The organism is Nonomuraea sp. B5E05 (assembly GCF_039880665.1).
Taxonomy (GTDB): domain Bacteria; phylum Actinomycetota; class Actinomycetes; order Streptosporangiales; family Streptosporangiaceae; genus Nonomuraea.
This window is the reverse complement of record NZ_JBDPMJ010000003.1, coordinates 174,854-196,350: the sequence shown is the minus strand read 5'-3', so window position 1 is coordinate 196,350 and position 21,497 is coordinate 174,854. Positions and strand designations below refer to the sequence as shown.

Below are 21,497 nucleotides of genomic sequence, written 5' to 3'. Positions count from 1 at the left end.
ACGTGAGCCGTAAAGAAATGAAGATCCCCTGACCGGACAGGTGCCCCGCTTATCCGGCCAACCCGGAGGCACCGGTTCGCCGTAACCAGCATGGGTCGGTGCACTCAGCACGCACCGTCACGAGGCCAGGCGAAATTCACTCAAGGAACCGGCCCAGCCCGGCGTTGCGAGCGGACGATGGTTTCGGCGCGGTCGGCGACCTGGAGTTCGGTGAAGATGCTTGAGAGGTGGTTGGCCACGGTCTTGGGGAGATGCCCAGGCGGCGGCCTGCCTCACCGTTGGGACGGCCGGCGATCAGGCCGGGCACGTCCCGCTCCCGATCGGTCAGCTGGGGAAAAGGGATATCGGCCGCGGGCGGGGCGGAGAAGAAGCCGAGCACCCGTTGCGCGATGCCGGGCCCGAAGATCGCCTCACCGGCGGCCACGGCCCCGGTGGCGCGTACGGTCTCGTCTTGTTCGGCGCCTTCGAGCAGGCCATATCGAGGGACAGCGCCCCACCGCCCACATCGGCTTCGCGTATCGACCGTGACGTTCGGCCAGAGGACCCGCGCTGTGCGACCTTCCAGCCCGGCGACGGGGCGGCCTTCGTGAACGTCGCTGAGATGGCCGACGGTCCCGGACCGGCCAGAGCGGAGCCGACGAGGCCGGAGCGGGACTCAGCCCGGACACCGTGCACACCGACAGATCGAAGGCGGCCATCATCGTCGGCAGTACCTGCCCGGACCCGGCGTGCGCCGCTGTCCCTGCGTCGCCGCGTTCGGGGCGGCGCGGGGCTCAGGCGTCCTTGGCCGCAGCGGGGACCTCCTCGGGGACCTCGGGGGCGTTCTCCGGGAAGTGGCAGGCGACCTGGTGGCCGCCGGCCAGCTCCTCCAGCGGCGGCTCGACCTGCTTGCAGATGTCCTGTGCCTTCCAGCAGCGGGTGTGGAAGCGGCAGGCGGGCGGCGGGTTGAGCGGGCTCGGCACGTCGCCGGTCAGCCGGATGCGCTCGCGACCGGCCCGCCCTCTCGGGTCGGGCACCGGCACCGCCGACAGCAGGGCGTTGGTGTACGGGTGCATGGGCGAGCTGTACAGGCGCTTGCGGTCGGCGATCTCGACGATCTTGCCCAGGTACATGACGGCGACCCGGTCGCTGATGTGGCGCACCACCGACAGGTCGTGGGCGATCACGACGTAGGTCAGGTCGAGCTCGTTCTGCAGGTCTTCGAGCAGGTTGACGACCTGGGCCTGGATGGACACGTCGAGCGCGGAGACAGGCTCGTCGGCGATGATCAGCTTGGGTCTGAGCGCGAGCGTACGGGCGATGCCGATGCGCTGCCGCTGGCCGCCGGAGAACTCGTGGGGGTAGCGGTTGTAGTGCTCAGGGTTGAGCCCGACGAGCTCCAGGATGTCCTGGACGGCCTTCTTGACGCCGTTCTCGGTCTTCACGCCCTGGATGCGGAAAGGGGCGCCGACGATGGCGCCGACGGTGTGCCGGGGGTTGAGTGACGAGTAAGGGTCCTGGAAGATCATCTGCATGTCGCGGCGGAGCGGCCTGAGCCGGCCCTGCGACATGTGCGAGATGTCCTCCCCCTCGAAGATGATCTTACCGGCTGTGGGTTCGAGCAGCCGGGTGATCAGCCTCCCGGTCGTGGACTTGCCGCAGCCCGACTCGCCCACCAGGCCGAGCGTCTCGCCCTTGACCACGTCGAAGCTGATCCCGTCGACCGCCTTGACGGCGCCGACCTGCCTTTTGAGCAGGCCCTTCGTCACGGGAAAGTGCTTTTCGACGTTCTGGATGGAAAGCAGCAGCTCGTTGTCGCTCGCCTCGGTCATCGCGCACCTCCCGCGTGACGACCGCGTCCCCTGGCGCGGTGAACGAATAGAGGGCTCCAGGGCATGACGTTCTCCTGATCGTGTCGGCGCGGCGGCCCGGAGTGACCGGCGTCGGTGGTGACGCCGGCGAGCGCGACCGCCTCGGGGTGTGTGGCGGCGCGGGAAGCCTTCCAGGCGCGGGCCGGGGTGGCGACCCGCGCGCCACCCGGCTTCGTCGGGGATGCTTCGGCCTCGCGGGCCGGAGCGGAGGAGGTCACGAGGTCTCCAGCGCGGGCTTGATCTCGTCCTCCCACAGCGTGCGCCGCTCGTCCCGGCTCATGTGGCAGCGCACCAGGTGGCCGCCCTCGGTCTCGGCGAGCGCCGGCGCCTCGGTCTGGGCCCTGCCCCCCGTGCGCTCGGCGAACGGGCAGCGGGGGTGGAAGGCGCAGCCGTCCGGCACGTTGATCAGCGACGGCGGGGAGCCCTTGATCGGCAGCAGCCGTTCGGTGGGTTCACGGTCGAGGCGGGGCATGGAGCCCAGCAGCCCCCAGGTGTAGGGGTGTTCGGGACGGTAGAAGATGTCGTCGGTGGAGCCGTATTCGACGCATCTGCCCGCGTACATGACGAGGATGTCGTTGGACAGCTCCGCCACCACGCCGAGGTCGTGCGTGATGATGATGAGCGCGGAGTTGAACTCGCGCTGCAGGTCGCGCATCAGATCGAGGATCTGCGCCTGCACGGTCACGTCGAGCGCGGTGGTCGGTTCGTCGGCGATGAGCAGCTCGGGGTCGCACGAGAGCGCCATGGCGATCATGGCGCGCTGGCGCATGCCGCCGGAGAACTCGTGCGGGTAGCTGTCGACGCGCCTTCCCGGCTCGGGGATGCCGACCCGGCCGAGCATGTCGACGGCGTGCTTGCGGGCCACCTGCTTGGAGACGTCGTTGTGGATGCGGTAGGCCTCGATGATCTGGTGGCCGACTGTGTAGTAGGGGTGCATGGACGACAGCGGATCCTGGAAGATCATCGCCATCTTCTTGCCGCGCAGCCCGCGTACGTGCTCGGCCGAGGCGCCGTTGAGCTCCTCGCCGTCGAGCCAGATCTCGCCGGAGATCCGCGCCCGCCCGCCCTTGTGCAGGCCGAGGACGCCGAGGCTGGTCACGCTCTTGCCCGAGCCCGACTCCCCCACGATGCCCAGGGTCTTGCCGCGATCGACGCTGAACGACAACCCGTCGACGGACTTGACCAGGCCGTCGTCGGTCGGGAAATGGATCTTCAGGTCCTTCACGTCAAGGAAGCTCACGACAACCTCACCCTCGGGTCGACCACGGCGTAGAGCAGGTCGACGATCAGGCTGGCCACGACCACGAACATCGCGGCGACCAGCACCACGCCCATGACCTGCGGCATGTCCTGATTTCTGATCGCCAGGATGGCGAACTGGCCGAGCCCGGGCAGAGTATAGGTGGTCTCGGTGAGGATGGCGCCGCCGATGAGCAGACCGAAGTCGATGCCGAAGAGGGTCAGGATGGGCGTCAGCGCGGCCCGCAATCCGTGTTTGACCACGACCTCGCGCTCGTGCAGGCCCTTGGCCCTGGCGGTGCGGATGTAGTCCTCGCCCATCGTCTCCAGCATGCCGGCGCGGGTGAGCCGGGCGTAGGTCGCGGCGAACAGGAACGCCAGCGTGATCCACGGCAGCAGCAGGTTGTAGGCCCATTGGGCTGGATTGACGGAGATGTCCGTCCAGGCGCCGCCGGGCGGGGTCCAGCCCAGGCCGTAGCTGAAGACGACCAGGGAGAGCATGCCGGTGAAGAAGATCGGCAGCGACACGCCGGCCAGCGCGGTGCCCATGGAGAGGCGGTCGAAGAAGCTGCCCCGGCGCAGCGCGGAGATCACGCCCACGCAGACTCCGCCCACCACCCAGAGGACGGCGGCGCCGATGGCCAGCGAGAACGTCACCGGCATGCGGTCCAGCAGGTCGGGCCAGACGGGCTGCCCGCTGATGAAGGAGTAGCCGAAGCAGGGCGCGGGGCACTGCTCGACGCCGGCGCCGTAGTCGTACTCGGCTCCGGCGACCAGGCCCTTGACGAACCCGCCGTACTGCACGACCACCGGGTCGTAGAAGCCCAGCCGCTCGGCCACCAGGTGCACCGTCTCCGGCGTCGCGGCGCGCCCGACGTAGCGCGACGCCATGGCCTCCGGCGAGGCGCCGGCCCACTGGGGGACGACGTAGAAGATGCCGAAGGTGACCATGCTGATGACGATGAGCATGGCGAACGCGCCGATGACACGTTTGATGATGTATGTGAACACCGCTACGGCCGAGTGGCCTGCCCGTCGCCGAGCAGGCCACTTCTGCCTTCACCTGCCTTCGCTAGATCCCCGTACCTCGCACGGTCACTCGACGCCGAGCAAGATGTAGTCGTACATGCTCTGGCCCTCGTTGTAGGCGACGTTCGTCAGGCCCTTGCCGCGCATGAGCAACGACTTGGCCCAGACCACCGGAAGGATGGAGGCGTCTTCCATGACCTTCTTGTCGACCTCGACCCAGAGCTTGGCGCGGGCCGCGTCGTCGAGCTCGGCGGAGGCCTGGTCGATCAGCTTGTCGACCTCGTCGCTCTTGACGCTGAGGTTGTAGTTGCCGGCGTCGCGGATCGTACGGCTGTCGACGATGGCCTGCAGGAAGCCGTAACCGTCAGGCCAGTCGGAACCCCAGCCGTGGGCGGCCAGGCCGATGCCGTTCTTCTTCACGTAGTTGACGTTGCCGGCGTAGTCGGAGAAGTAGCTGGAGCCGGGGAAGCCCTTGAGCGTCAGCTTGATGCCCACCTTGGCCAGCGCCTGCTCCATGGCCTCGGCCAGCGCCTTCTCGCGAGGACGGTCGGAGCGGTAGGTCATGGTGGTGGAGAAGCCGTTCGGCTGGCCGCAGGCGGTGAGGGCCTGCTTGGCCTTGTTGACGTCGCCATTGTTGCCCGGGGTCGCGTACAGGTCGAACTTCTCCTGGCCGACGATGGGCGGCGGCAGGACGTTCGTGGCGATCTCGCCGCCGGCCAGCTCGCCTCCGTAGGCGGTCTGGTTGGCGACGCGGTCGGCGGCCCACATGACCGCCTTGCGGCACTCGATGTTGTCCAGCGGCGGCGTGTCGGGGATAACCGAGATGTACCACAGCCTGGGGATGGTGGGGTTGTCCGTACGCGCCTTCAGCGCGGGGTCGGGCAGCACCTTGCCCAGCGCGGCCGGCTGCATGCCGGTGCCGGGGATGTCAAGGTGGACGTCACCGGCGATGAGCTGGTTGTCCAGGTCGTCGGCGTTGACGTTGAGCTGGACCTCGATCCGGTCGGGCAGCGCGGGACGGATGGGGTCGGTCGCCGGGTCCCACTGGTCGTTGCGCACCAGCGTGAAGCCCTTGCCGATCTCGTTGGTCTCGAACTTGTACGGGCCCGAGGAGACGACCTTCTCCTTGTATTTCGCGCCGGTGTCCTTGTCCTTGGGAACCGGGGCGCTCATCGGCATCTGCACGACGTAGTCCATGGACGCGAACGGCTCCTTCAGGTGGAAGACCACCGTAGAGTCGTCGGTCGCCTCGACGGCCGAGGAGTAGTCGGCGTCGGGATCCTCGTAGACGCCCTTGAAGTCCTTCGGCCAGTCGAGCAGCTCGTTAAGGTAGGAGGGGCCGTGCGGGAAGGTCTTCTTGTCCCAGGAGCGCGCCACGGCGTACGCCACGTCCTTGGCCGTGATCGGGGTGCCGTCCTCGAACTTCAGCCCGCTCTTGAGCTTGTACGTCCAGGTCTTGCCGCCGTCGCTCGCCTCGCCCAGCGCTTCGGCGAGGTCGGGGACGACGGTGTTGCCCTCGGGGCCGGGACCCGGCTTGTACGTCGTCAGCGTCCGCCAGTAGAGGCGGCCGAAGTTGAACGAGTAGCCGTAGTAGGTGTCACCCGGGTCGAGGCTGTCCCAGTCGGCGGAGTGGGCGGCCTTGAGCGTGCCGCCCTTCTTCGTCGAGGGGTTGTACACCTCGTTGAGGCCGGCGTTGAACGCGGGTTGCGCGGCGCCGCCGGAGGACGAATCGGCGGGCTGTTGTGTGCCGCCGCCTCCGCCGCATGCGGAGAGCACCAGGGCGAGCGCCGCTGTCGCGGCCCCTGCCAGTGCGGTTTTCCTTCTCATTGACGTAACCCCTTGATGAGTGAGATGGGGGATGGAGCGTTGGCGAAGATCAGTGCGCCCGGGGGTCGAAGGCGTCCCGCAGCCCGTCGCCGAACAGGTTGAACGCGAGGACGGTAACGAAGATCGCCAGCCCCGGGAAGAGCACGAAGTGCGGCAGCGTGTAGAACCGGACCGCCTCCGAGAGCATGCCTCCCCAGGTCGGCGTGGGCGGGTTGACGCCGACACCCAGGAAGGAGAGCGCCGCCTCGAACAGGATGTTGGTCGGAATGAGCAGGGTCGCGTAGACCAGGATCGGCGCCATCAGGTTGGGCAGGATTTCGCGGAACAGGATGTAGCCGTTGCGCGCCCCGAGGCTTCGCGAAGCGTCGACGAACTCCCGCTCGCGCAGCGAGAGCGTCTGCCCCCGGACGATGCGGCCGATGCTGGGCCAGCTGAAGAAGCCGATGATGAAGATCATCATGGCGATCCGCAGGCCGTTGCCCTCGAGGCCGAACCCCTTGTCGGGCACGACGCCCGCCAGCGCGATCGCGAAGACCAGCAGCGGGAAGGCCAGGAAGACGTCCATCAGCCGGCCGATCACCAGGTCGACCCAGCCGCCGAAGTAGCCGGCGATGACGCCCAGCGTGGTGCCGATGAGCACCGACAACATCGTGGCGAGGAAACCGATCAGCAGCGAGATCCACGCGCCGGCGACGATGCGGCTGAAGATGTCGCGGCCGTTGATCGGCTCGACGCCGAGCAGGTATTCGCCGCTCATGCCGCCGAACGCGCCCTTGGGCAGGAGCGTGCTCTGGTCGATCTGATCCTGGTGGAACTCCAGGGGCGGGTGGCCGAAAACGGCGATGATGGGCGAGGCGAAGACCGCGACGAGAATCAGCAGCACGACGACGATGCCGCCGGTAAGCGCGATCTTGTCGCGCCTGAGCCGCATCCAGGCGATCCGGGTGAGGGATCTGCCCTGGATGGCCTTGCCCGCTCCCGCGAGCACCGACTCCGGCTGCGCTTCTGCGGCGGAACCGGAAACGTCTAGCGGTGCGGTCATGCCGGATTGCCCCCTGATAGCAGACGACGCGTCTATGGAGTATTGACTTCAGACCGCGAGTCGCGCGACCTCAGGAGGCAGAATCTATGGCCTGAGCTGCACTGACCAGTCCCTCAGGCCGCTATGTGGCTAATCTGTGATTGATGCGAAACTCATTCGTATTGATCTTTACGACAATGTCTAGCCTGCGTCCCGGTTGAGTCTCGGAACTGTGACAGAGCGACCGAATCAGCTGATGCCCCGACGCTTCAGCAGCTCTTCGATGTCGGAGAAGTCGTCGTCGCCCTTGCCCGCCTTGGGGGCGGCCGCTGCGGGCTGCGGTTTGCTCGAAACGGCCGGTTTTTTCGCTGCGGGCTGAACCGGTTGTTCCTGCTGACCGTCCGCGGACGGCTTCTTCCGCCGCCCCACGATCCTCAGCTTCCTGCCCCGCATCACTCCGGACACGACGAAGAGCACCCCCGACAGCCCCGCGACGGCCACTCCCGCCCACACGAGCGGGTTGAACACCAGACCGGTCACGAAGCCCACGATGGTGACGCCGATGGTCCACAGCGACCGTAGCGCGTCGGTCAGATAGGCCGCCACCGGCAGCAGCGCCCACGCCGCCACCCGCAGCCCGGAGGCGGCCCCCCTGCGCCGGAATGCCAGGAAACTCAACACCAGCCCGGCGATGGTCGCCCCGGCGCACAGCGGCAGCCAAGCGATCTGATCAAACGACATCCTGCCCGCTCCCTCGTTGTGGCTCTGCCTCCATCCTGGCACGCGAACGCGGGACGGCATCCTCCGCGAGAACCACATTTCCCCTAGGGGACGGGCCCTGACCCCTCAGGCGCCGGGCAGGAGGGCCCTCAGCCGGCCGACCGTGACCTCCTCCAGGGAGGAGACCACCAGGCGGCCGGCCGCCGCCTCGACCGGCAGCAGGCTGGGCACCGCCACCACCGCGCAGCCGGCGGCGGTGGCCGCCGCCACGCCGTTCGGTGAGTCCTCCAGGACGACGCAGCGGACCGGCGGCATGCCGAGCATCCCCGCGGCCGTCAGGTAGGGCTCGGGGTCGGGTTTGGTCCGCTCGACGTCGTCGGCGGTCACCACGATGTCGAACCGGTCGCGGCCGACGCCCTTGAGCACCGCGTCGGCGATCTCCCCCAACGAGGAGGTGACCAGCCCGACCGGGACGCCCTCGTCGCGTAGCGCGTCGAGGAGCTCGGACGCGCCCGGCATCACGCGAACCCCTCCGGAAAGGCGCTCCACCATGCCGGAGACCATCCACTGCTCCACCGTCGCGGCGCTCTCGCCGGAGCCGGACACGGACAACATGTAGCCGACCGCGCGCTCCATGGACCCGCCCAGGAGGTGCATCTGGTGGTCGGGCGTCCATGTGCCGCCGAGCCTGCGCATCACCTCGGACTCGATCTCGAGCCAGACCTTCTCGGTGTCGACCAGCAGGCCGTCCATGTCGAAGAAGACCGCCTGCATGTCCATCGTCTCACTCCGTTCGGCGCGCTCGGTCGCCATGTGCCGTCGTCCTCCCCCTCTTCTGTCTCCGGGCACGCCTCGCGGGCGCCCGGGCCCCTCGGTGGGTCCGCTCCCACCGGTGGGTGCCGGGCCGGGTCAGACGTTGAAGTATTTCGCCTCGGGATGGTGGGCGACCAGCGCGGAGGTGGCCTGCTCGGGGTGGAGCTGGAACTCCTCCGACAGCGTCACCCCGATGCGCTCGGGATCGAGCAGCTGGAACAGCTGCTGCTGGTCCTCCAGGTTGGGGCAGGCGGGGTAGCCGAACGAGTAGCGGCACCCCTGGACGTTGACCTTGAGCATGTCGTCGAGCGACTCGTCTCCGCCGATCCCCCACTCCTGGCGCACCCTGGCGTGCCAGTATTCGGCCAGCGCCTCGGTGAGCTGCACCGACAGGCCGTGCAGCTCGAGGTAGTCGCGGTAGGCGTCTTTCGCGAACAGCTCGGCCGTGGCCTCGGCGATCTTCGGCCCCATGGTGACCACCTGGAAGCCGACCACGTCGACCTCGCCGGAGCTCTTGCCGCGGAAGAAGTCGGACAGGCACAGGTGGCGGTCGCGGCGCTGGCGCGGGAACGTGAAGCGCGTGCGCTCGCCGCCGTCGTCATCCAGGATGATCAGCGAGTCGCCGTCGGAGACGCACGGGAAATAGCCGTAGACGACGGCCGCCTCCAGCAGGCCCTCGGTCTGGATGCGATCGAGCCACATGCGCAGCCGCGGCCGCCCCTCGGTCTCCACCAGCTCGTCGTAGCCGGGCCCCTGGCCGCCCCTGGCGGGCTTGAGCCCCCACTGGCCGAGGAACAGCGCCCGCTCGTCGAGGAAGGCGCTGTAGTCGGCCAGCGAGATGCCCTTGACGACGCGGTCACCGTGGAACGGCGGCGACGGCACGGGGTTGTCCTCCGCCACGTCGGAGCGGGCCGGCAACTCCTCGACGGGCGTGCGCGTGAGCACGGCGCCCGTCTTGACGCGCCGCTCGCGCAGCGGCGGCAGCGTGGCGCCGGCGACGCCGCGCTTGACGGCCATGAACGAGTCCATGAGCCGCAGCCCCTCGAACGCGTCGCGGGCGTAGCGCACCTCGCCCGCGAACAGCTCGGCCAGATCCTGCTCGACGTAGGCGCGCGTGAGCGCGGCCCCGCCGAGCAGCACGGGATAGCGCTCCGCCAGACCCCTGGAGTTCATCTCCTCCAGGTTTTCCTTCATGATGACCGTCGACTTGACCAGCAGGCCCGACATGCCCACGACGTCGGCCTTGTGCTCGTCCGCGGCCTCCAGGATGGCCGAGACCGGCTGCTTGATGCCGAGGTTGACCACCTGGTAGCCGTTGTTGGACAGGATGATGTCGACGAGGTTCTTTCCGATGTCGTGCACGTCGCCCTTGACGGTGGCCAGCACGATGCGGCCCTTCGTCTCACCGTCGACCCGCTCCATGTGGGGCTCGAGGTAGGCGACGGCCGCCTTCATCACCTCGGCCGACTGCAACACGAACGGCAGCTGCATCTGCCCCGACCCGAACAGCTCGCCCACGGTCTTCATGCCGTCGAGCAGCACGTCATTGATGATCTCCAGGGCGGGGCGCTGCTCCAGCGCGGTGTCGAGGTCGGCCTCGAGGCCCTTCTTCTCGCCGTCGATGATGCGCCGCTTGAGCCGCTCCCACAGCGGGAGCGCGGCCAGCTCCTCGGCCTTGCCCGCGCGCATGGCGGCGGCGTCGACGCCCTCGAACAGGTCCATGAAGCGCTGCAGCGGGTCGTAGCCTTCGCGCCGGCGGTCATAGACCATGTCGAGCGCGACCTGGCGCTGCTCGTCGGGGATGCGGGCCATCGGCAGGATCTTGGAGGCGTGCACGATGGCGGAGTCGAGCCCGGCGTTGACGCACTCGTTGAGGAACACCGAGTTGAGCACCATGCGGGCCGCGGGGTTGAGGCCGAAGCTGATGTTGGACAGCCCCAGCGTGGTCTGCACGCCCGGGTGGCGGCGCTTGAGCTCGCGGATGGCCTCGATGGTCTCCAGGCCGTCGCGCCTGGTCTCCTCCTGGCCGGTGGCGATGGGGAAGGTCAGGCAGTCGACGATGATGTCCTCGACCCGCATGCCCCAGTTGGCGGTCAGGTCGTCGATGAGGCGGCTGGCGACGCCCACCTTCCGGTCGGCGGTGCGGGCCTGGCCCTCCTCGTCGATGGTCAGCGCCACCACGGCCGAGCCGTGCTCGCGCACCAGGCGCATGATCTTCTGGAAGCGGGAGTCGGGGCCCGCGCCGTCCTCGTAGTTGACGGAGTTGACGGCGGCGCGCCCGCCGAGCATCTCCAGACCGGCCTGCAGCACCGCGGGCTCGGTCGAGTCGAGCATGATCGGCAGCGTGGAGGCGGTGGCGAAGCGGAAGGCCAGCTCCTTCATGTCGGCCGCGCCGTCGCGCCCGACGTAGTCGACGCACAGGTCGAGCATGTGGGCGCCGTCGCGGGCCTGGTTGCGGGCCATCTCGACGCAGTCGTCCCAGCGGCCCTCCAGCATGGCCTCACGGAAGACCTTGGAGCCGTTGGTGTTGCACCGCTCGCCGATGGCGAGGTAGGAGGTGTCCTGCCGGAACGGCACGGTCTGGTAGAGGGAGGACGCGCCGGGCTCGGGGTGGGGGCGGCGCTGGACGGGCTGCTTGCCCCTGACCCGCTCGACGACCTGGCGAAGGTGCTCGGGCGTGGTGCCGCAGCAGCCGCCGACCAGGGACAGGCCGTAGTCGCTGGTGAAGGTGTCGTGCGCGCCGGCCAGCTCCTCCGCGCTGAGCGGGTAGTAGGCGCCGTCGGAGGTGAGCACCGGCAGGCCGGCGTTGGGCATGCAGGAGAGCTTGAGCCGCGAGTGGCGGGCGAGGTAGCGCAGGTGCTCGCTCATCTCCGCGGGGCCGGTCGCACAGTTGAGCCCGACGACGTCGACGCCGAGCGGCTCGATCGCGGTCAGCGCGGCGCCGATCTCGGAGCCGAGCAGCATCGCGCCGTTGGTCTCGATCGTCACCTGGGCGATGATCGGCACGTCGCGGCCGGAGTCTTCGACGGCTCGCCTCGCACCGATGACGGCGGCCTTCACCTGCAGCAGGTCCTGGCAGGTCTCGACGATCAGGGCGTCTGCGCCGCCGGCGATCAGGCCCGCGGCGTTGTCGCGGTAGGCGTCGCGCAGGCTGGCATAGGGCAGATGGCCCAGCGTCGGCAGCTTGGTGCCGGGGCCCATCGAGCCGAGCACGAACCTCGGCTGGTCAGGGGTGGACCAGTGGTCGGCGGACTCACGCGCGATGCGGGCGCCGGCCTCGGAGTATTCGAAGACCCGCTCAGGGATGTCGTATTCGCCGAGCGCGGCCAGGTTGGCACCGAAGGTGTTGGTCTCCACGCAGTCGACGCCGACCGCGAAATAGGCGTCGTGCACGCCACGGACGATGTCGGGCCGGGTGACATTGAGCACCTCGTTGCAGCCCTCGTGGCCGTGGAAATCGTCGAGCGTCGGGTCCTGGGCCTGCAGCATCGTGCCCATCGCCCCGTCGGCGACGACGACGCGCTGGGACAACACTTCTCGGAAGGACGGGGAGATGCTCATGAGGTGAAGCTTATCGGCTGCGCCTGAGCCATCGTTCGAGGCCGCCTCGAGCGCCGGTAGGCGCGCCCGTCAGAGCGTGGCGTCAGGCGTCCCAGGCCCGGGCGACCGGCGCCACGCCCGTGCCCGCGTGCGTGTGCGTGTGCGTGTGCGTGCCCATGAGGGAGAGCGAGCGGCCGCGCCCCGTGCGGCATACGACCCGGCGGGGAAGCACTGGGCGAGAGCTGGATGACGTCCGGCGGAGCGCGTACGGGTGCCGGCGGTCATCAGGCGGGTCCGGCGGCCCGGGCACGGGGACCGCGAGCGCCGTGGTGAGGCGTTCGCGGGCGTTGCGGAGGGAGATCGGTGACGCCGACGGCCCCGAACCGCATAGGCTTAGCGGGATGATGGAGAGAGGAGGCGACACGTGATAGACCTCGAAGGGCTCCCCGAGCTCGTCGACCCGGTGCTCATAGCCGCGTTCGAAGGGTGGAACGACGCGGGCGAGGCCTCCAGCGGTGTGGTCGCCCATCTCGAGTCCGCCTGGAAGGCCGAGACGCTGGTCGCGCTCGACCCCGACGACTACTACGACTTCCAGGTGACCCGGCCCGTGGTCGAGATGAACGACGGGCTGGCCCAGTCGATCGTGTGGCCGACGACGCGGCTGCTGCGCGCCCGCCCGCCGGGCGTCGAGCGCGACGTCGTGCTGTTGCGCGGCATCGAGCCCAACATGCGCTGGCGCTCGTTCTGCGCCGACATCATCGAGGTCTGCCGCGAGCTCGGCGTCGAGCTGGCCGTGATGCTGGGGGCGCTGCTCAACGACTCGCCGCACACCCGGCCCGTGCCCATTCTCGGCGGCGCCACGGACGAGACGCTGGCGCGTTCGACCAACCTGGAGCTGAGCCGCTACGAGGGCCCGACGGGCATCGTGGGGGTGCTGCAGCACGAGTTCGGCAGGGCCGGCATGGACGCGGTGTCGCTGTGGGCGTCGGTCCCCCACTACGTGGCGCAGCCGCCCAACCCCAAGGCCACGGTCGCGCTGCTGCGCCGTCTCGAAGACGTGCTGGAGATCCCCATGCCGCTGGGCGATCTCGACGAGGAGGCCCGCGCGTGGGAGCGTGGCGTCGACGAGCTGGCCTCGCAGGACAGCGAGGTCGCCGAGTACGTCAAGGAGCTCGAGGAGCGTAAGGACGCCGCCGAGTTGCCCGAGGCCAGCGGTGACGCGATCGCCGCGGAGTTCGAACGTTACCTGCGGCGCAGGGACCGCGACACCGACAGCTGACCTTCAGAGGGCAAATCTCCGCATTTTTCGCGGTTTCGGGTGATAATCGGTGTCTCGCACGATTGCACCAAGCTGGACCCCAGCTGTCGCCCCTTCCATCAGCATCGACGACGCACCGTAATGCCTGATCAACCGACCGCGCACCGTTAGGCATGCCATGGCGACTTCCCATGTGGACCCGCACCAAAGAAGTCAGGACACCAGGCGGCGCATCCTTGAGATGGCCGTCTCCGTCAGGGAGGACCGCAGCGGCGGCAACGTCGACTATTTCCTCGCGCTGCTGCAGGATCGGCTCCCGCTCTGGCTCAGCATCCTCCACGATCTAACCCATCGCGTGGGGAAGGGGTGCATCTCCGACAATCTTCTGTCGGTGGCGCGAGCGGGCATCGACTACTACATGGAGGTGCAGAGCGCGGCGCTGCCCGCCTTCACCTCGCCTGACGTGACGGTTCGTTTCCGCGAGGCCCTGCGCGACGCCGGGCTCGGGCCGCGCACGGAGACGACGCCACTCGCCGCGTACCTGGCCGCCGAGCAGCGGCTGGGCCGGGTGCGGCCGGACGCCGACCCCGAGGCCAGCGCACGGCTGCTGGTCGCGGGCTGCTTCCACCGGGCCTACATCGAGATGTTCGTCGGACGGGACGCCGGGCCGAGCCTCGACGACAGCGCCAGGGAGATCGTCCGCGAGCTGCGCCTCGAACCCGTCCACGCCTGACGCCCGTACCCCCGCCGACCCCGCTGACGCGCCGCCGCACGCGCCTGACGCGTCCCCCAGTGGCGGGGTCAGCGGGCCGCGCGACGGAGCCAGCGGGCCGCGCGAAAGGGTTTGCAGGCCGCCGCGGAGTCAGCGGGTCGCGGGGACGGGTTCTCGGGTCGCGGCTGTTGTCAGGGGGTCGCGGGGCGGAGGGTCGGCGGGGCGTGCCAGTGACGGGGGTGCCGTGCCGGCGCGCGGCGGTCGCGGAGCGCCTCCTCGTAGCGGTGCCAGATCAGCGCCGCCACGTCCGGGTCGGCCCCCAGCGGCTCGCTCACCGGTCCCGCCCCCGCCGCGGTCAGCCGGTCATGGAAGAAGCCGGGCGCGAGGACGTACGACGCGATCACCACCCGGGCGGCGGAGCCGAGCCGTTCCACCGCCTCCTCCAGCGAGGGAGCACCGGCGGAGGCGAAGGCGGCGGTGACCGGGCGCGCCAGGCGCACGCCGAGCCGGTGGGCGGCGGCGCGCACGTCGGCGAGGGCGGCCGGGTCGGAGGAGCCCGCCGCGCCGAGCACGACGGCGTCGTCCGCGCGCAGCCCGGCCCGCGCCAGCTTGCGGACGAGCGCCGACGTGAGCAGCCGGTGCGGCCCCAGCCGGCCGGCCACCACCGCGTCCGGGCGGCTCCGCGCGACCACCGCGGGCAGGTCGATGTGGACGTGGTAGCCGCCGGCCAGCAGGAGCGGCACGACGACGACGGGGCCCGCGGCGGCGGGGAGCACCTCGGCCAGCAGCGGCGCGCTGATCTCGAGATGGCTCAGCTCGACCCGCCGGCCGGGACGCGCTCTTCTGACCGTCTCCGCCAGGGCCGAGAGGGTTCGCTGTCCCGCCGGGCTGCGCGTGCCGTGCGCGGCCAGCACGAGCGCGGGGGTCACGATCCCGCCTCGTACCGGCAGGCGAGCCGGTAGCCGCGCTTGACCACCGTCTCCACGATCCCGCTCGGCCCGAGGGCGCGGCGCAGCCGGGTGATGGCCATCTCCACCGCGTGCTCGGCCGATTCGCGCGCGACGCCGCCCGGCAGCACGGTACGCAGGTCGGCGCGCGACACCACGTGCCCCGGCTTGTCGGCCAGTCGCTTGAGCACCGCCATCGGGGCCGGCGGCAGCGGCCGCAGTTCCCCGTCGACGACCACGGCGTGGCCGCGGATCTCCAGCCGGTGATCGCCGGCCACGAGCTTGGTGACGCCGTGCTCCGGCAGGTGCCTGGCCAGGGCGCGGGCCAGCGCGCCGAGCCGTGAACGATCCGGCTGCAGCGTGGGCACGCCGCGCGAGTCCAGCGGGCCCGCGGTCACGGGCCCCACGCAGGCGGCCACGACGGGCCCGCTGAAGGCGGACAGCAGCGCGTCCTCCAGCCCCTGGGAGCGGGCCATGCCGAGCATGGCGTGCACGGCGGGGGCGCTGGTGAAGGCGACGGCGTCCACCGAGCCGGAGACCGTCTGGCTGATGAGCCGGCGCAGCGGCGAGGCGTCGCGGTACGGCAGCCACCGGTAGACCGGGATCTCGATCACCTCGGCCCCCGCCGCGCGCAGGCCGGCCACGAACTCGGTGAGCGGCTCGCCGTGCTGCTGCACCGCGATGCGCCGCCCTCTCAGGTCCTGGGCCAGCAGGTACCGCTTGATCTCGTCACACGATTCGGTGGCGGGTGTCCAGTGGTCGTTGAGCCCGGCCGCCCGCACCGCTCCCCTGGCCTTGGGCCCGCGCGTCAGCAGGCGCGCCTTGGACAGGTGCTCGCCCAGGTCGGTGGAGAGCCCCCAGCCTTCCGCGGCGGCCATCCAGCCGCGGAAGCCGACGCCGGTGGTGACCACCACGTCGTCGAGCGGCCCCAGCAGGCTGTGCCGGGTCGCGGCGAGCAGGTCGGCGTCCTCGGCCAGCGGGACCAGCCTGATGGCGGGGGCGCTGACCACGCGCGCGCCGCGCCGCTCCAGCAGCGCCCCGAACTCCTCCCGCCGCCTGGTCGCGGTCACGCCGATGGTGAAGCCGGCCAGCGCGTCCGGCTCCGTCTCCGGGGACGAGCGCTCGCTCATGCGGACCACTCCGGGCGGACAGGGCTTTCTGCCCCTGTGCCTGGCCGGGCCCCGAGCACCCGGCCTGGCATCACAGGCGTGTACGACGCAAGTGAGATCACGCTCCGATCCTGCTTTCGGGTGGTTTCGCCACTGGGTCTCCTCTGTTACCGCTGTGCTACAAGGCAGGAACCTCCGCGGTTGGGGCGGCGCCGCGGAGGGAAACGTCCGTCATGACGACGGCTATCGGGGAGTGCTGGTGACGGTCCGGCCTATTCGCATGTTCGACGATCCGCTGCTTCGCGCGGTGGCGGCGCCGGTGCAGGACTTCGACCGGGAGCTCAGGCGGCTGGTGAAGACGCTGACGGCCACGATGCGGGCGCAAGCCGGCCGGGCCGGCCTGGCGGCACCGCAGGTGGGCGAGGCGGTGCGGGTGGTGGTCTACGCGTACGACGGCAAGGCGGGCCATCTGGTCAACCCGCGCCTGGAGCTGTCAGAGCGGCGCGTCACCGCGGACGAGGCGTGCCTGTCGGCGCCCGGCGTGTGGTGGCCACTGGAACGTTCCTACATGGTCACCGCGCGTGGCCGTGACATGTTCGGCAAGCCGGTGACGGTGCGGGCGCTGGGCATCCTGGCGAGGGTGTTGCAGCACGAGGTCGACCATCTCGACGGCGTGTTGTTCAGCGACCATCTCGAAGAGAGCGAGCGGGCACGGTTTCTCGCCGAGGCGCTGCCTGCGGGCTGAGGCGGGCGGCGGCGTCCGCTCTGAGCTCGCGCCGTTGTTCCGGATCGGTGCCGCCCCAGACGCCGTAGGCCTGCCTGGTGCTGAGCGCGTAGTCGAGGCACGCCTCCTGTACGGGGCAGCCGCCGCAGACGTGCTTGGCCCGCTGGACCTGTGACTGGCTGGGACCTTCCTGCGAGATCGGGAAGAACAGCTCCGGGTCCATGTCGAGGCAGGCTGCCCTGCGTGTCCAGTCGAGCATCATCATGGGGCGCGCCTACCCAGACCTCTGGCCGTCATACCTCGTCGAGCAGCCGATCCCAGTCGGCGAGGAACCGGTCGAGCCCGTACCGCGCCAGAGCCGCGGCCCTGGCGGCCTTTCCCGCCTGGCTCGCGCGCTCTGGATCGGCGACGAAATCGTGCAGCGCGCCGGCGAGCACGTGCACCTTCGTCGACAGGACGCCGGCCTCCTGGGGCACGGCCTCGATCGCCTCGGTGGCGGCCAGCGCGACCACGGGCATGCCCAGCGTCATGGCCTCGACGAGGGCGAGCCCCAGCGAGGTCCACCGGTAGGGGTGCAGGTAGACGCGCCGCCTGGCCAGCTCGGCGTGCATGACGTGCTGCGGCAGGTCCTCGTGGGTGTCGTACGGCAGCCCGTCCACCTTCATGCCGAACACGTCGAGGGGCACCCGCTCGGCGAAGCGGGGCAGCAGGTCGGTGCCGGCGACCCTGGTGCGGCGTACCGGTTCGTTGACCACGACGCCCGCTCGGGAGAGCTCGCCCGTGTACAGGTGGCCGGGATCGGGGACTCCGTGCTCGATGACGCGCGTGCGCGCCCGGCCGTTGTCCCAGTACAGCTCGTTGAAGTGGGTGACGTGCACGAGCGTGACGTCGTTCTGGCCGGCGAGGTGGTGGCGGGTGCGGGGCACGTCGCCGGCGGGGGTGTTGTGCTCGACGTAGACGCCGGGCACGTCGCGGCCGAGCCATTCGCGGGCCAGGCCGATCTCGTGCGGGCGCTGGTAGACGACCACGTCCACGGGCTCGTGGCGCAGCCGGTCGTACGGCACCTCGCGGGCCGCGGCCGGCCAGTCGAAGGTGGCGGCGCGGCCCCGGCCGTCGGGACCGCGGCCGGGGACGAGCGGGAGGAGGTAGTCGTGGGCGCCCCTGATGAAGGCGCTGGTCCACGAGCCGTGCACGTGCCAGATGAGGATCCTCACCAGCGGCTCCAGCCCATCGCCCTGGCCCAGGGCGCGGCGGCGGCCGGCACGGGTGCCTCGCCGACGTCGTTGAGCACGCGCTCCACGACGTCGGTCAGATCGTCGGCGACCTCGGGGGCCTCCTCGATCTCCTCCGGCAGCGTGTCCATGGTGGGGACGAGGATTCCCCTGGCCCCGGCGGCTCTGGCCGCCTCCATGTCCCTGCCGATGTCGCCCACCACCACGCAGTCGCGCGGGCTGACGTCGAGCACGGCGGCGGCCCTGATCACGAGTCCGGGCGCGGGCTTGCGGCAGGTGCAGCCGTCGGTGTCGTCGTGCACGCAGATGGCCCAGGCGTCGAACGGGCCGAGCAGCTCCTCCACCCTGGCGTTCACCTGGTCCATCTCGTCGGGCGTGACCAGCCCCTTGGCCACCCCGGACTGGTTGGTGACCACGGCCACCGGGACGTCGGCGCGCCGCAACCGGCACAGCGCCTCCGTCGCACCTGGCATGGGCTCGACGAGGCGGGGATCGCCGTTGTACGGAACGTCCCTGATCAAGGTCCCGTCCCGGTCGAACAGCACGGCGCCGGGACGTCGCTTTTCGAACACCATTCACCTCCGTCGCGTGCCCCGCAGCTACCCGGGCCCTCAACCGACAAACAACTACTTAGCGTGACAATCTCCCGGCGCAGAAGCCCGTTTCCGCACGTCCTGAGGTCGCCGAATGTTTGAGAGCCGCTCCTGTCGGTAGCGGTTCTCGACATCTGTGGGGAGGGGACATGAAGTTTCTCGGCATCAACGCGATCTTCCACGACCCGGCCGCCGCGCTCGTGGTCGACGGCAAGATCGTCGCCGCCGCGGAGGAGGAGCGCTTCAGCCGCCGCAAGCACGGCAAGCGGCCGCTGGCGTTCTCGGCCTGGGAACTGCCCGAGCTGGCCGCCGCGTGGTGCCTGCGGGAGGCGGGACTCTCCCCCGAGGACATCGACGCCGTCGCCTACTCCTACGACCCCTCCCTGGTGGTCCAGAAGCCGGAGGGCGACTGGGAGGACCTGCGCACGAGGTACGCCGTGCGCGCGCCCGCGTTCCTGTCCACCGCGCTGCCGGGCCTGGACCCCGGCCAGGTCAGCTATGTGCCGCACCACGTGGCGCACGCCGCGTCCGCCGGGCTGGCCTCCCAGTGGTCGACGCCGGGGCGGGACTGCGCGGTGCTGGTGTGCGACGGGCGCGGCGAGAACGTCTCCCACCTGGCCGGCCGCTACCGCGACGGCGAGCTGGAGGTGCTGGCCGCGCAGGAGCTGCCGCACTCGCTCGGCCTCATGTACGAGGACGTCACGGAACACCTCGGCTTCCTGCGCTCCAGCGACGAGTACAAGGTCATGGCGATGGCCTCCTACGGCCGGCCCCGCCACCTGGCCGCGCTGCGCGAGGTGATCTACACGACCGGGGACGGCGGCTTCCGCGTCGAGCCGGTCGACTGGGGCGGATACGCCAAGGCGCTGCGCGGGGGCGCGGCCTGGACCTCCGACCACGCCGACCTGGCCGCCAGCGTGCAGGCCCGGCTGGAGGAGGTGCTGCTGGAGCTGGTGCGCTGGCTGCACGAGCGGACCGGCGAGCGGCGGCTGGCGCTGGCCGGCGGGGTGGCGCTGAACTGCGTGGCCAACACGCGGCTGCTGGACGAGGGGCCGTTCGAGGAAATCTGGGTCCAGCCGGCGGCGGGCGACTCCGGCACCGCGCTGGGCGGCGCGCTGCACCTGGCGCACGCGTACGGCGAGCCGGCCGCGCCCATGCCCGGCACGGCGCTCGGGCGCGGCTTCACCGACGAGGAACTGGGCGCCTGGCTGGACGTGGCGCGCGTGCCCTGCACCCGGCCCGCCGACCTGGCCGCCGCGGTGGCGGCCGAGCTGGCCGCCGACCGGATCGTGGCCTGGTTCCAGGGGCGGTCGGAGTACGGCCCGCGCGCGCTCGGCCACCGGTCGCTGCTGGCCCACCCGGGTCACGCGCGCAACACCGAGCGGCTGAACGACGTCAAGGGGCGCGAGCAGTTCCGGCCGGTCGCGCCGATGGTGCTGGAGTCGCGGGCGGCGCAGATCTTCGGGCGGGGGCCGGTGCCCTCGCCGTACATGTTGTTCGTGCACGACGTGGACCCCGGCTGGGCGCCGCGCATCCCCGCGGTCGTGCACGTGGACGGGACCGCGCGCATCCAGACGGTCTCGCCGGGGGCCGACCCGCTGATGGCGCGGGTGCTGAGCGAGTTCGAGGCGCGGACGGGACTGCCCGTGGTGGTCAACACGAGCCTGAACACCGCGGGGCGGCCCATGGTCGACGATCCCAGGGACGCGCTGGAGTGCTTCGGGTCGTCGCCGGTGGACGTGCTCGTGCTCGGGCCGTACCTGGTGCGGCGCGGGGAGGTGTTCGCCTCGTGATCACCGTGGTGGTCCCCACCATCGGGCGCGCCACGCTCCTGGACACGCTGGCCGCCGTGGGCTCCGGCATGCCGGTGATCGTGGTCGACGACAGGACGGCGCCGGGCGGCGCCGCCGGGGTCGTGGAGTCGCTTCCCGGCCGGGTGCGGGTCGTCCGCTCCTTCGGGAGGGGGCCCGCCGCGGCACGCAACGCGGGGTGGCGGGCCGCGGAGACGCCGTGGGTGGTGTTCCTCGACGACGACGTGATCCCTGGACCCGGGTGGGCGGAGGCGGTCTGGAAGGACCTCGTGGACCTGCCGGACGACGTGGCCGGCAGCCAGGGGCGGATCGTGGTGCCGCTGCCTGGCGGGCGGCGGCCCGCCGACGGCGAGCGGCACACCGCCGGGCTCTCCGGCGCGCTGTGGGTGACCGCCGACATGGCCTACCGGCGCCCGGTGCTGGAGTCCGCCGGGGGGTTCGACGAACGCTTCTCCCGGGCGTACCGGGAGGACGCCGACCTCGCGCTGCGGGTGACGCGGGCGGGGCACCGGCTGGTGCGCGGACGGCGGGTGACGACCCATCCGGTGCGCGACGACGGGTTCTGGGCGAGCGTGCGCTTCCAGCGGGGCAACGCCGACGACGCGCTCATGCGGCGCCTGCACGGGCCGGGGTGGCGGGCCGCCATCGGCGGCGGTCCCGGCCGCCTGCGCCTGCACGCCGCCACCACCGCGGCCGCGCTCGCGGCGACGGCCCTGGGGGCGGCCGCCCTGCGCGGCAGGGGGACGGCCGGCCGCGGGGGCCTGCGCGGCGGGCAGGCGGCCCGCTCGGGGCCGGCCCTGGACCGTTCCGGACGGTGGCGGGCGGCGGGGGTGGCGGCGCTCGCCTGGGGAGCGCTGACCGCGGAGTTCGCGTGGCGCCGGATCGCGCCGGGGCCGCGTACCCCGGCCGAGGTGGTGCGGATGGTCGTCACCAGCCTGGTGATCCCGCCGGTCGCCTGCGCGCACCGGTTGCGAGGGGAATGGAGGGCGCGGCGATGAGCGCTCGCTGGGCGGAAACCGTGTCGTGCGGCTCGAACCCGTGCCAGGCCGAGGGCGCGCCGGCGCGGGCGCCC

Annotated in this window: 18 protein-coding genes; 5 read left to right on the top strand and 13 right to left on the bottom strand. The window is 70.9% G+C overall.

The annotated features are described in order from the left end of the window. Positions 1 to 773: 773 nt before the first annotated feature. From ABGB01_RS07310 to metH, 8 genes are all read right to left on the bottom strand, one after another. Complete coding sequence (locus ABGB01_RS07310) at positions 774 to 1,811, bottom strand: dipeptide ABC transporter ATP-binding protein (protein ID WP_347771565.1); 1,038 nt, start codon at positions 1,809 to 1,811, stop codon at positions 774 to 776. A 253-nt stretch (positions 1,812 to 2,064) separates the two neighbouring features. Then, on the bottom strand, positions 2,065 to 3,090 hold the full coding sequence (locus ABGB01_RS07305; RefSeq protein ID WP_347771563.1) for an ABC transporter ATP-binding protein: 1,026 nt from the start codon (positions 3,088 to 3,090) through the stop codon (positions 2,065 to 2,067). Next, positions 3,087 to 4,100 (bottom strand): ABC transporter permease, encoded by a 1,014-nt coding sequence (locus ABGB01_RS07300; RefSeq protein ID WP_347771561.1) that lies wholly within the window; start codon positions 4,098 to 4,100, stop codon positions 3,087 to 3,089. Before ABGB01_RS07300 ends, ABGB01_RS07305 begins: the two co-directional genes overlap by 4 nt. 84 nt (positions 4,101 to 4,184) lie before the next feature. Beyond that, positions 4,185 to 5,945 carry an ABC transporter substrate-binding protein gene (locus ABGB01_RS07295; protein ID WP_347771559.1) on the bottom strand — a complete coding sequence of 587 codons (1,761 nt, stop codon included), beginning with the start codon at positions 5,943 to 5,945 and terminating at the stop codon, positions 4,185 to 4,187. Between the two features lie 49 nt (positions 5,946 to 5,994). Next, positions 5,995 to 6,987 carry an ABC transporter permease gene (locus ABGB01_RS07290; protein WP_132604663.1) on the bottom strand — a complete coding sequence of 331 codons (993 nt, stop codon included), beginning with the start codon at positions 6,985 to 6,987 and terminating at the stop codon, positions 5,995 to 5,997. A 228-nt stretch (positions 6,988 to 7,215) separates the two neighbouring features. Then, positions 7,216 to 7,707 (bottom strand): cellulose synthase, encoded by a 492-nt coding sequence (locus ABGB01_RS07285; protein WP_347771557.1) that lies wholly within the window; start codon positions 7,705 to 7,707, stop codon positions 7,216 to 7,218. A 105-nt stretch (positions 7,708 to 7,812) separates the two neighbouring features. Next, on the bottom strand, positions 7,813 to 8,499 hold the full coding sequence (locus ABGB01_RS07280) for an HAD family phosphatase (protein ID WP_347771556.1): 687 nt from the start codon (positions 8,497 to 8,499) through the stop codon (positions 7,813 to 7,815). A gap of 96 nt (positions 8,500 to 8,595) precedes the next feature. Further along, positions 8,596 to 12,060 carry a methionine synthase gene (gene metH / locus ABGB01_RS07275; protein WP_347771554.1) on the bottom strand — a complete coding sequence of 1,155 codons (3,465 nt, stop codon included), beginning with the start codon at positions 12,058 to 12,060 and terminating at the stop codon, positions 8,596 to 8,598. Between the two features lie 403 nt (positions 12,061 to 12,463). Here metH and ABGB01_RS07270 point away from each other — a divergent pair, with 403 nt between their 5' ends. After that, positions 12,464 to 13,318 (top strand): PAC2 family protein, encoded by an 855-nt coding sequence (locus tag ABGB01_RS07270; RefSeq protein WP_132604671.1) that lies wholly within the window; start codon positions 12,464 to 12,466, stop codon positions 13,316 to 13,318. Between the two features lie 157 nt (positions 13,319 to 13,475). Then, positions 13,476 to 14,030 carry a hypothetical protein gene (locus ABGB01_RS07265; protein WP_347771552.1) on the top strand — a complete coding sequence of 185 codons (555 nt, stop codon included), beginning with the start codon at positions 13,476 to 13,478 and terminating at the stop codon, positions 14,028 to 14,030. A gap of 170 nt (positions 14,031 to 14,200) precedes the next feature. On the opposite strand, the gene ABGB01_RS07260 is transcribed toward ABGB01_RS07265, so the two are convergent. Next, the gene (locus ABGB01_RS07260; RefSeq protein ID WP_347771550.1) at positions 14,201 to 14,938 is read right to left on the bottom strand and encodes a CbiX/SirB N-terminal domain-containing protein; all 738 of its coding nucleotides are present in this window, start codon (positions 14,936 to 14,938) and stop codon (positions 14,201 to 14,203) included. Further along, positions 14,935 to 16,086, bottom strand: a complete 1,152-nt coding sequence (locus ABGB01_RS07255) for a uroporphyrinogen-III synthase (protein WP_347771548.1) — start codon at positions 16,084 to 16,086, stop codon at positions 14,935 to 14,937. Before ABGB01_RS07255 ends, ABGB01_RS07260 begins: the two co-directional genes overlap by 4 nt. Before the next feature lie 238 nt (positions 16,087 to 16,324). Here ABGB01_RS07255 and def point away from each other — a divergent pair, with 238 nt between their 5' ends. Then, on the top strand, positions 16,325 to 16,810 hold the full coding sequence (gene def, locus ABGB01_RS07250) for a peptide deformylase (RefSeq protein WP_347771546.1): 486 nt from the start codon (positions 16,325 to 16,327) through the stop codon (positions 16,808 to 16,810). Here def and ABGB01_RS07245 read toward each other — a convergent pair. From ABGB01_RS07245 to ABGB01_RS07235, 3 genes are read right to left on the bottom strand one after another with little or no spacing between them, the layout of a single operon-like run. Beyond that, positions 16,746 to 17,048 carry a WhiB family transcriptional regulator gene (locus ABGB01_RS07245; RefSeq protein ID WP_347772107.1) on the bottom strand — a complete coding sequence of 101 codons (303 nt, stop codon included), beginning with the start codon at positions 17,046 to 17,048 and terminating at the stop codon, positions 16,746 to 16,748. The genes def and ABGB01_RS07245 overlap by 65 nt on opposite strands. 34 nt (positions 17,049 to 17,082) lie before the next feature. Beyond that, on the bottom strand, positions 17,083 to 18,003 hold the full coding sequence (locus ABGB01_RS07240; RefSeq protein ID WP_347771544.1) for a glycosyltransferase: 921 nt from the start codon (positions 18,001 to 18,003) through the stop codon (positions 17,083 to 17,085). Continuing rightward, positions 18,000 to 18,593: an HAD-IIIA family hydrolase gene (locus tag ABGB01_RS07235; protein ID WP_347771542.1), complete on the bottom strand. Its 594-nt coding sequence runs from the start codon at positions 18,591 to 18,593 to the stop codon at positions 18,000 to 18,002. The genes ABGB01_RS07240 and ABGB01_RS07235 overlap by 4 nt, the downstream gene beginning before the upstream one ends. Before the next feature lie 170 nt (positions 18,594 to 18,763). Between ABGB01_RS07235 and ABGB01_RS07230 the strand changes: the two genes are divergently transcribed. Both ABGB01_RS07230 and ABGB01_RS07225 read left to right on the top strand, forming a co-directional pair. Beyond that, positions 18,764 to 20,407, top strand: a complete 1,644-nt coding sequence (locus tag ABGB01_RS07230; RefSeq protein ID WP_347771540.1) for a carbamoyltransferase C-terminal domain-containing protein — start codon at positions 18,764 to 18,766, stop codon at positions 20,405 to 20,407. Further along, positions 20,404 to 21,423: a glycosyltransferase gene (locus ABGB01_RS07225; RefSeq protein WP_347771538.1), complete on the top strand. Its 1,020-nt coding sequence runs from the start codon at positions 20,404 to 20,406 to the stop codon at positions 21,421 to 21,423. The genes ABGB01_RS07230 and ABGB01_RS07225 overlap by 4 nt, the downstream gene beginning before the upstream one ends. Positions 21,424 to 21,497 lie beyond the last annotated feature (74 nt).

Excerpts from the sequence above, each read along its gene's own strand:
- ABGB01_RS07230 (WP_347771540.1), top strand. The coding sequence starts at position 18,764 with ATGAAGTTTCTCGGCATCAACGCGATCTTCCACGACCCGGCCGCCGCG.
- ABGB01_RS07290 (WP_132604663.1), bottom strand. The coding sequence starts at position 6,987 with ATGACCGCACCGCTAGACGTTTCCGGTTCCGCCGCAGAAGCGCAGCCG.
- ABGB01_RS07255 (WP_347771548.1), bottom strand. The coding sequence starts at position 16,086 with ATGAGCGAGCGCTCGTCCCCGGAGACGGAGCCGGACGCGCTGGCCGGC.
- ABGB01_RS07280 (WP_347771556.1), bottom strand. The coding sequence starts at position 8,499 with ATGGCGACCGAGCGCGCCGAACGGAGTGAGACGATGGACATGCAGGCG.
- ABGB01_RS07310 (WP_347771565.1), bottom strand. The coding sequence starts at position 1,811 with ATGACCGAGGCGAGCGACAACGAGCTGCTGCTTTCCATCCAGAACGTC.
- ABGB01_RS07265 (WP_347771552.1), top strand. The coding sequence starts at position 13,476 with ATGGCGACTTCCCATGTGGACCCGCACCAAAGAAGTCAGGACACCAGG.
- ABGB01_RS07285 (WP_347771557.1), bottom strand. The coding sequence starts at position 7,707 with ATGTCGTTTGATCAGATCGCTTGGCTGCCGCTGTGCGCCGGGGCGACC.
- metH (WP_347771554.1), bottom strand. The coding sequence starts at position 12,060 with ATGAGCATCTCCCCGTCCTTCCGAGAAGTGTTGTCCCAGCGCGTCGTC.
- ABGB01_RS07245 (WP_347772107.1), bottom strand. The coding sequence starts at position 17,048 with ATGCTCGACTGGACACGCAGGGCAGCCTGCCTCGACATGGACCCGGAG.
- ABGB01_RS07295 (WP_347771559.1), bottom strand. The coding sequence starts at position 5,945 with ATGAGAAGGAAAACCGCACTGGCAGGGGCCGCGACAGCGGCGCTCGCC.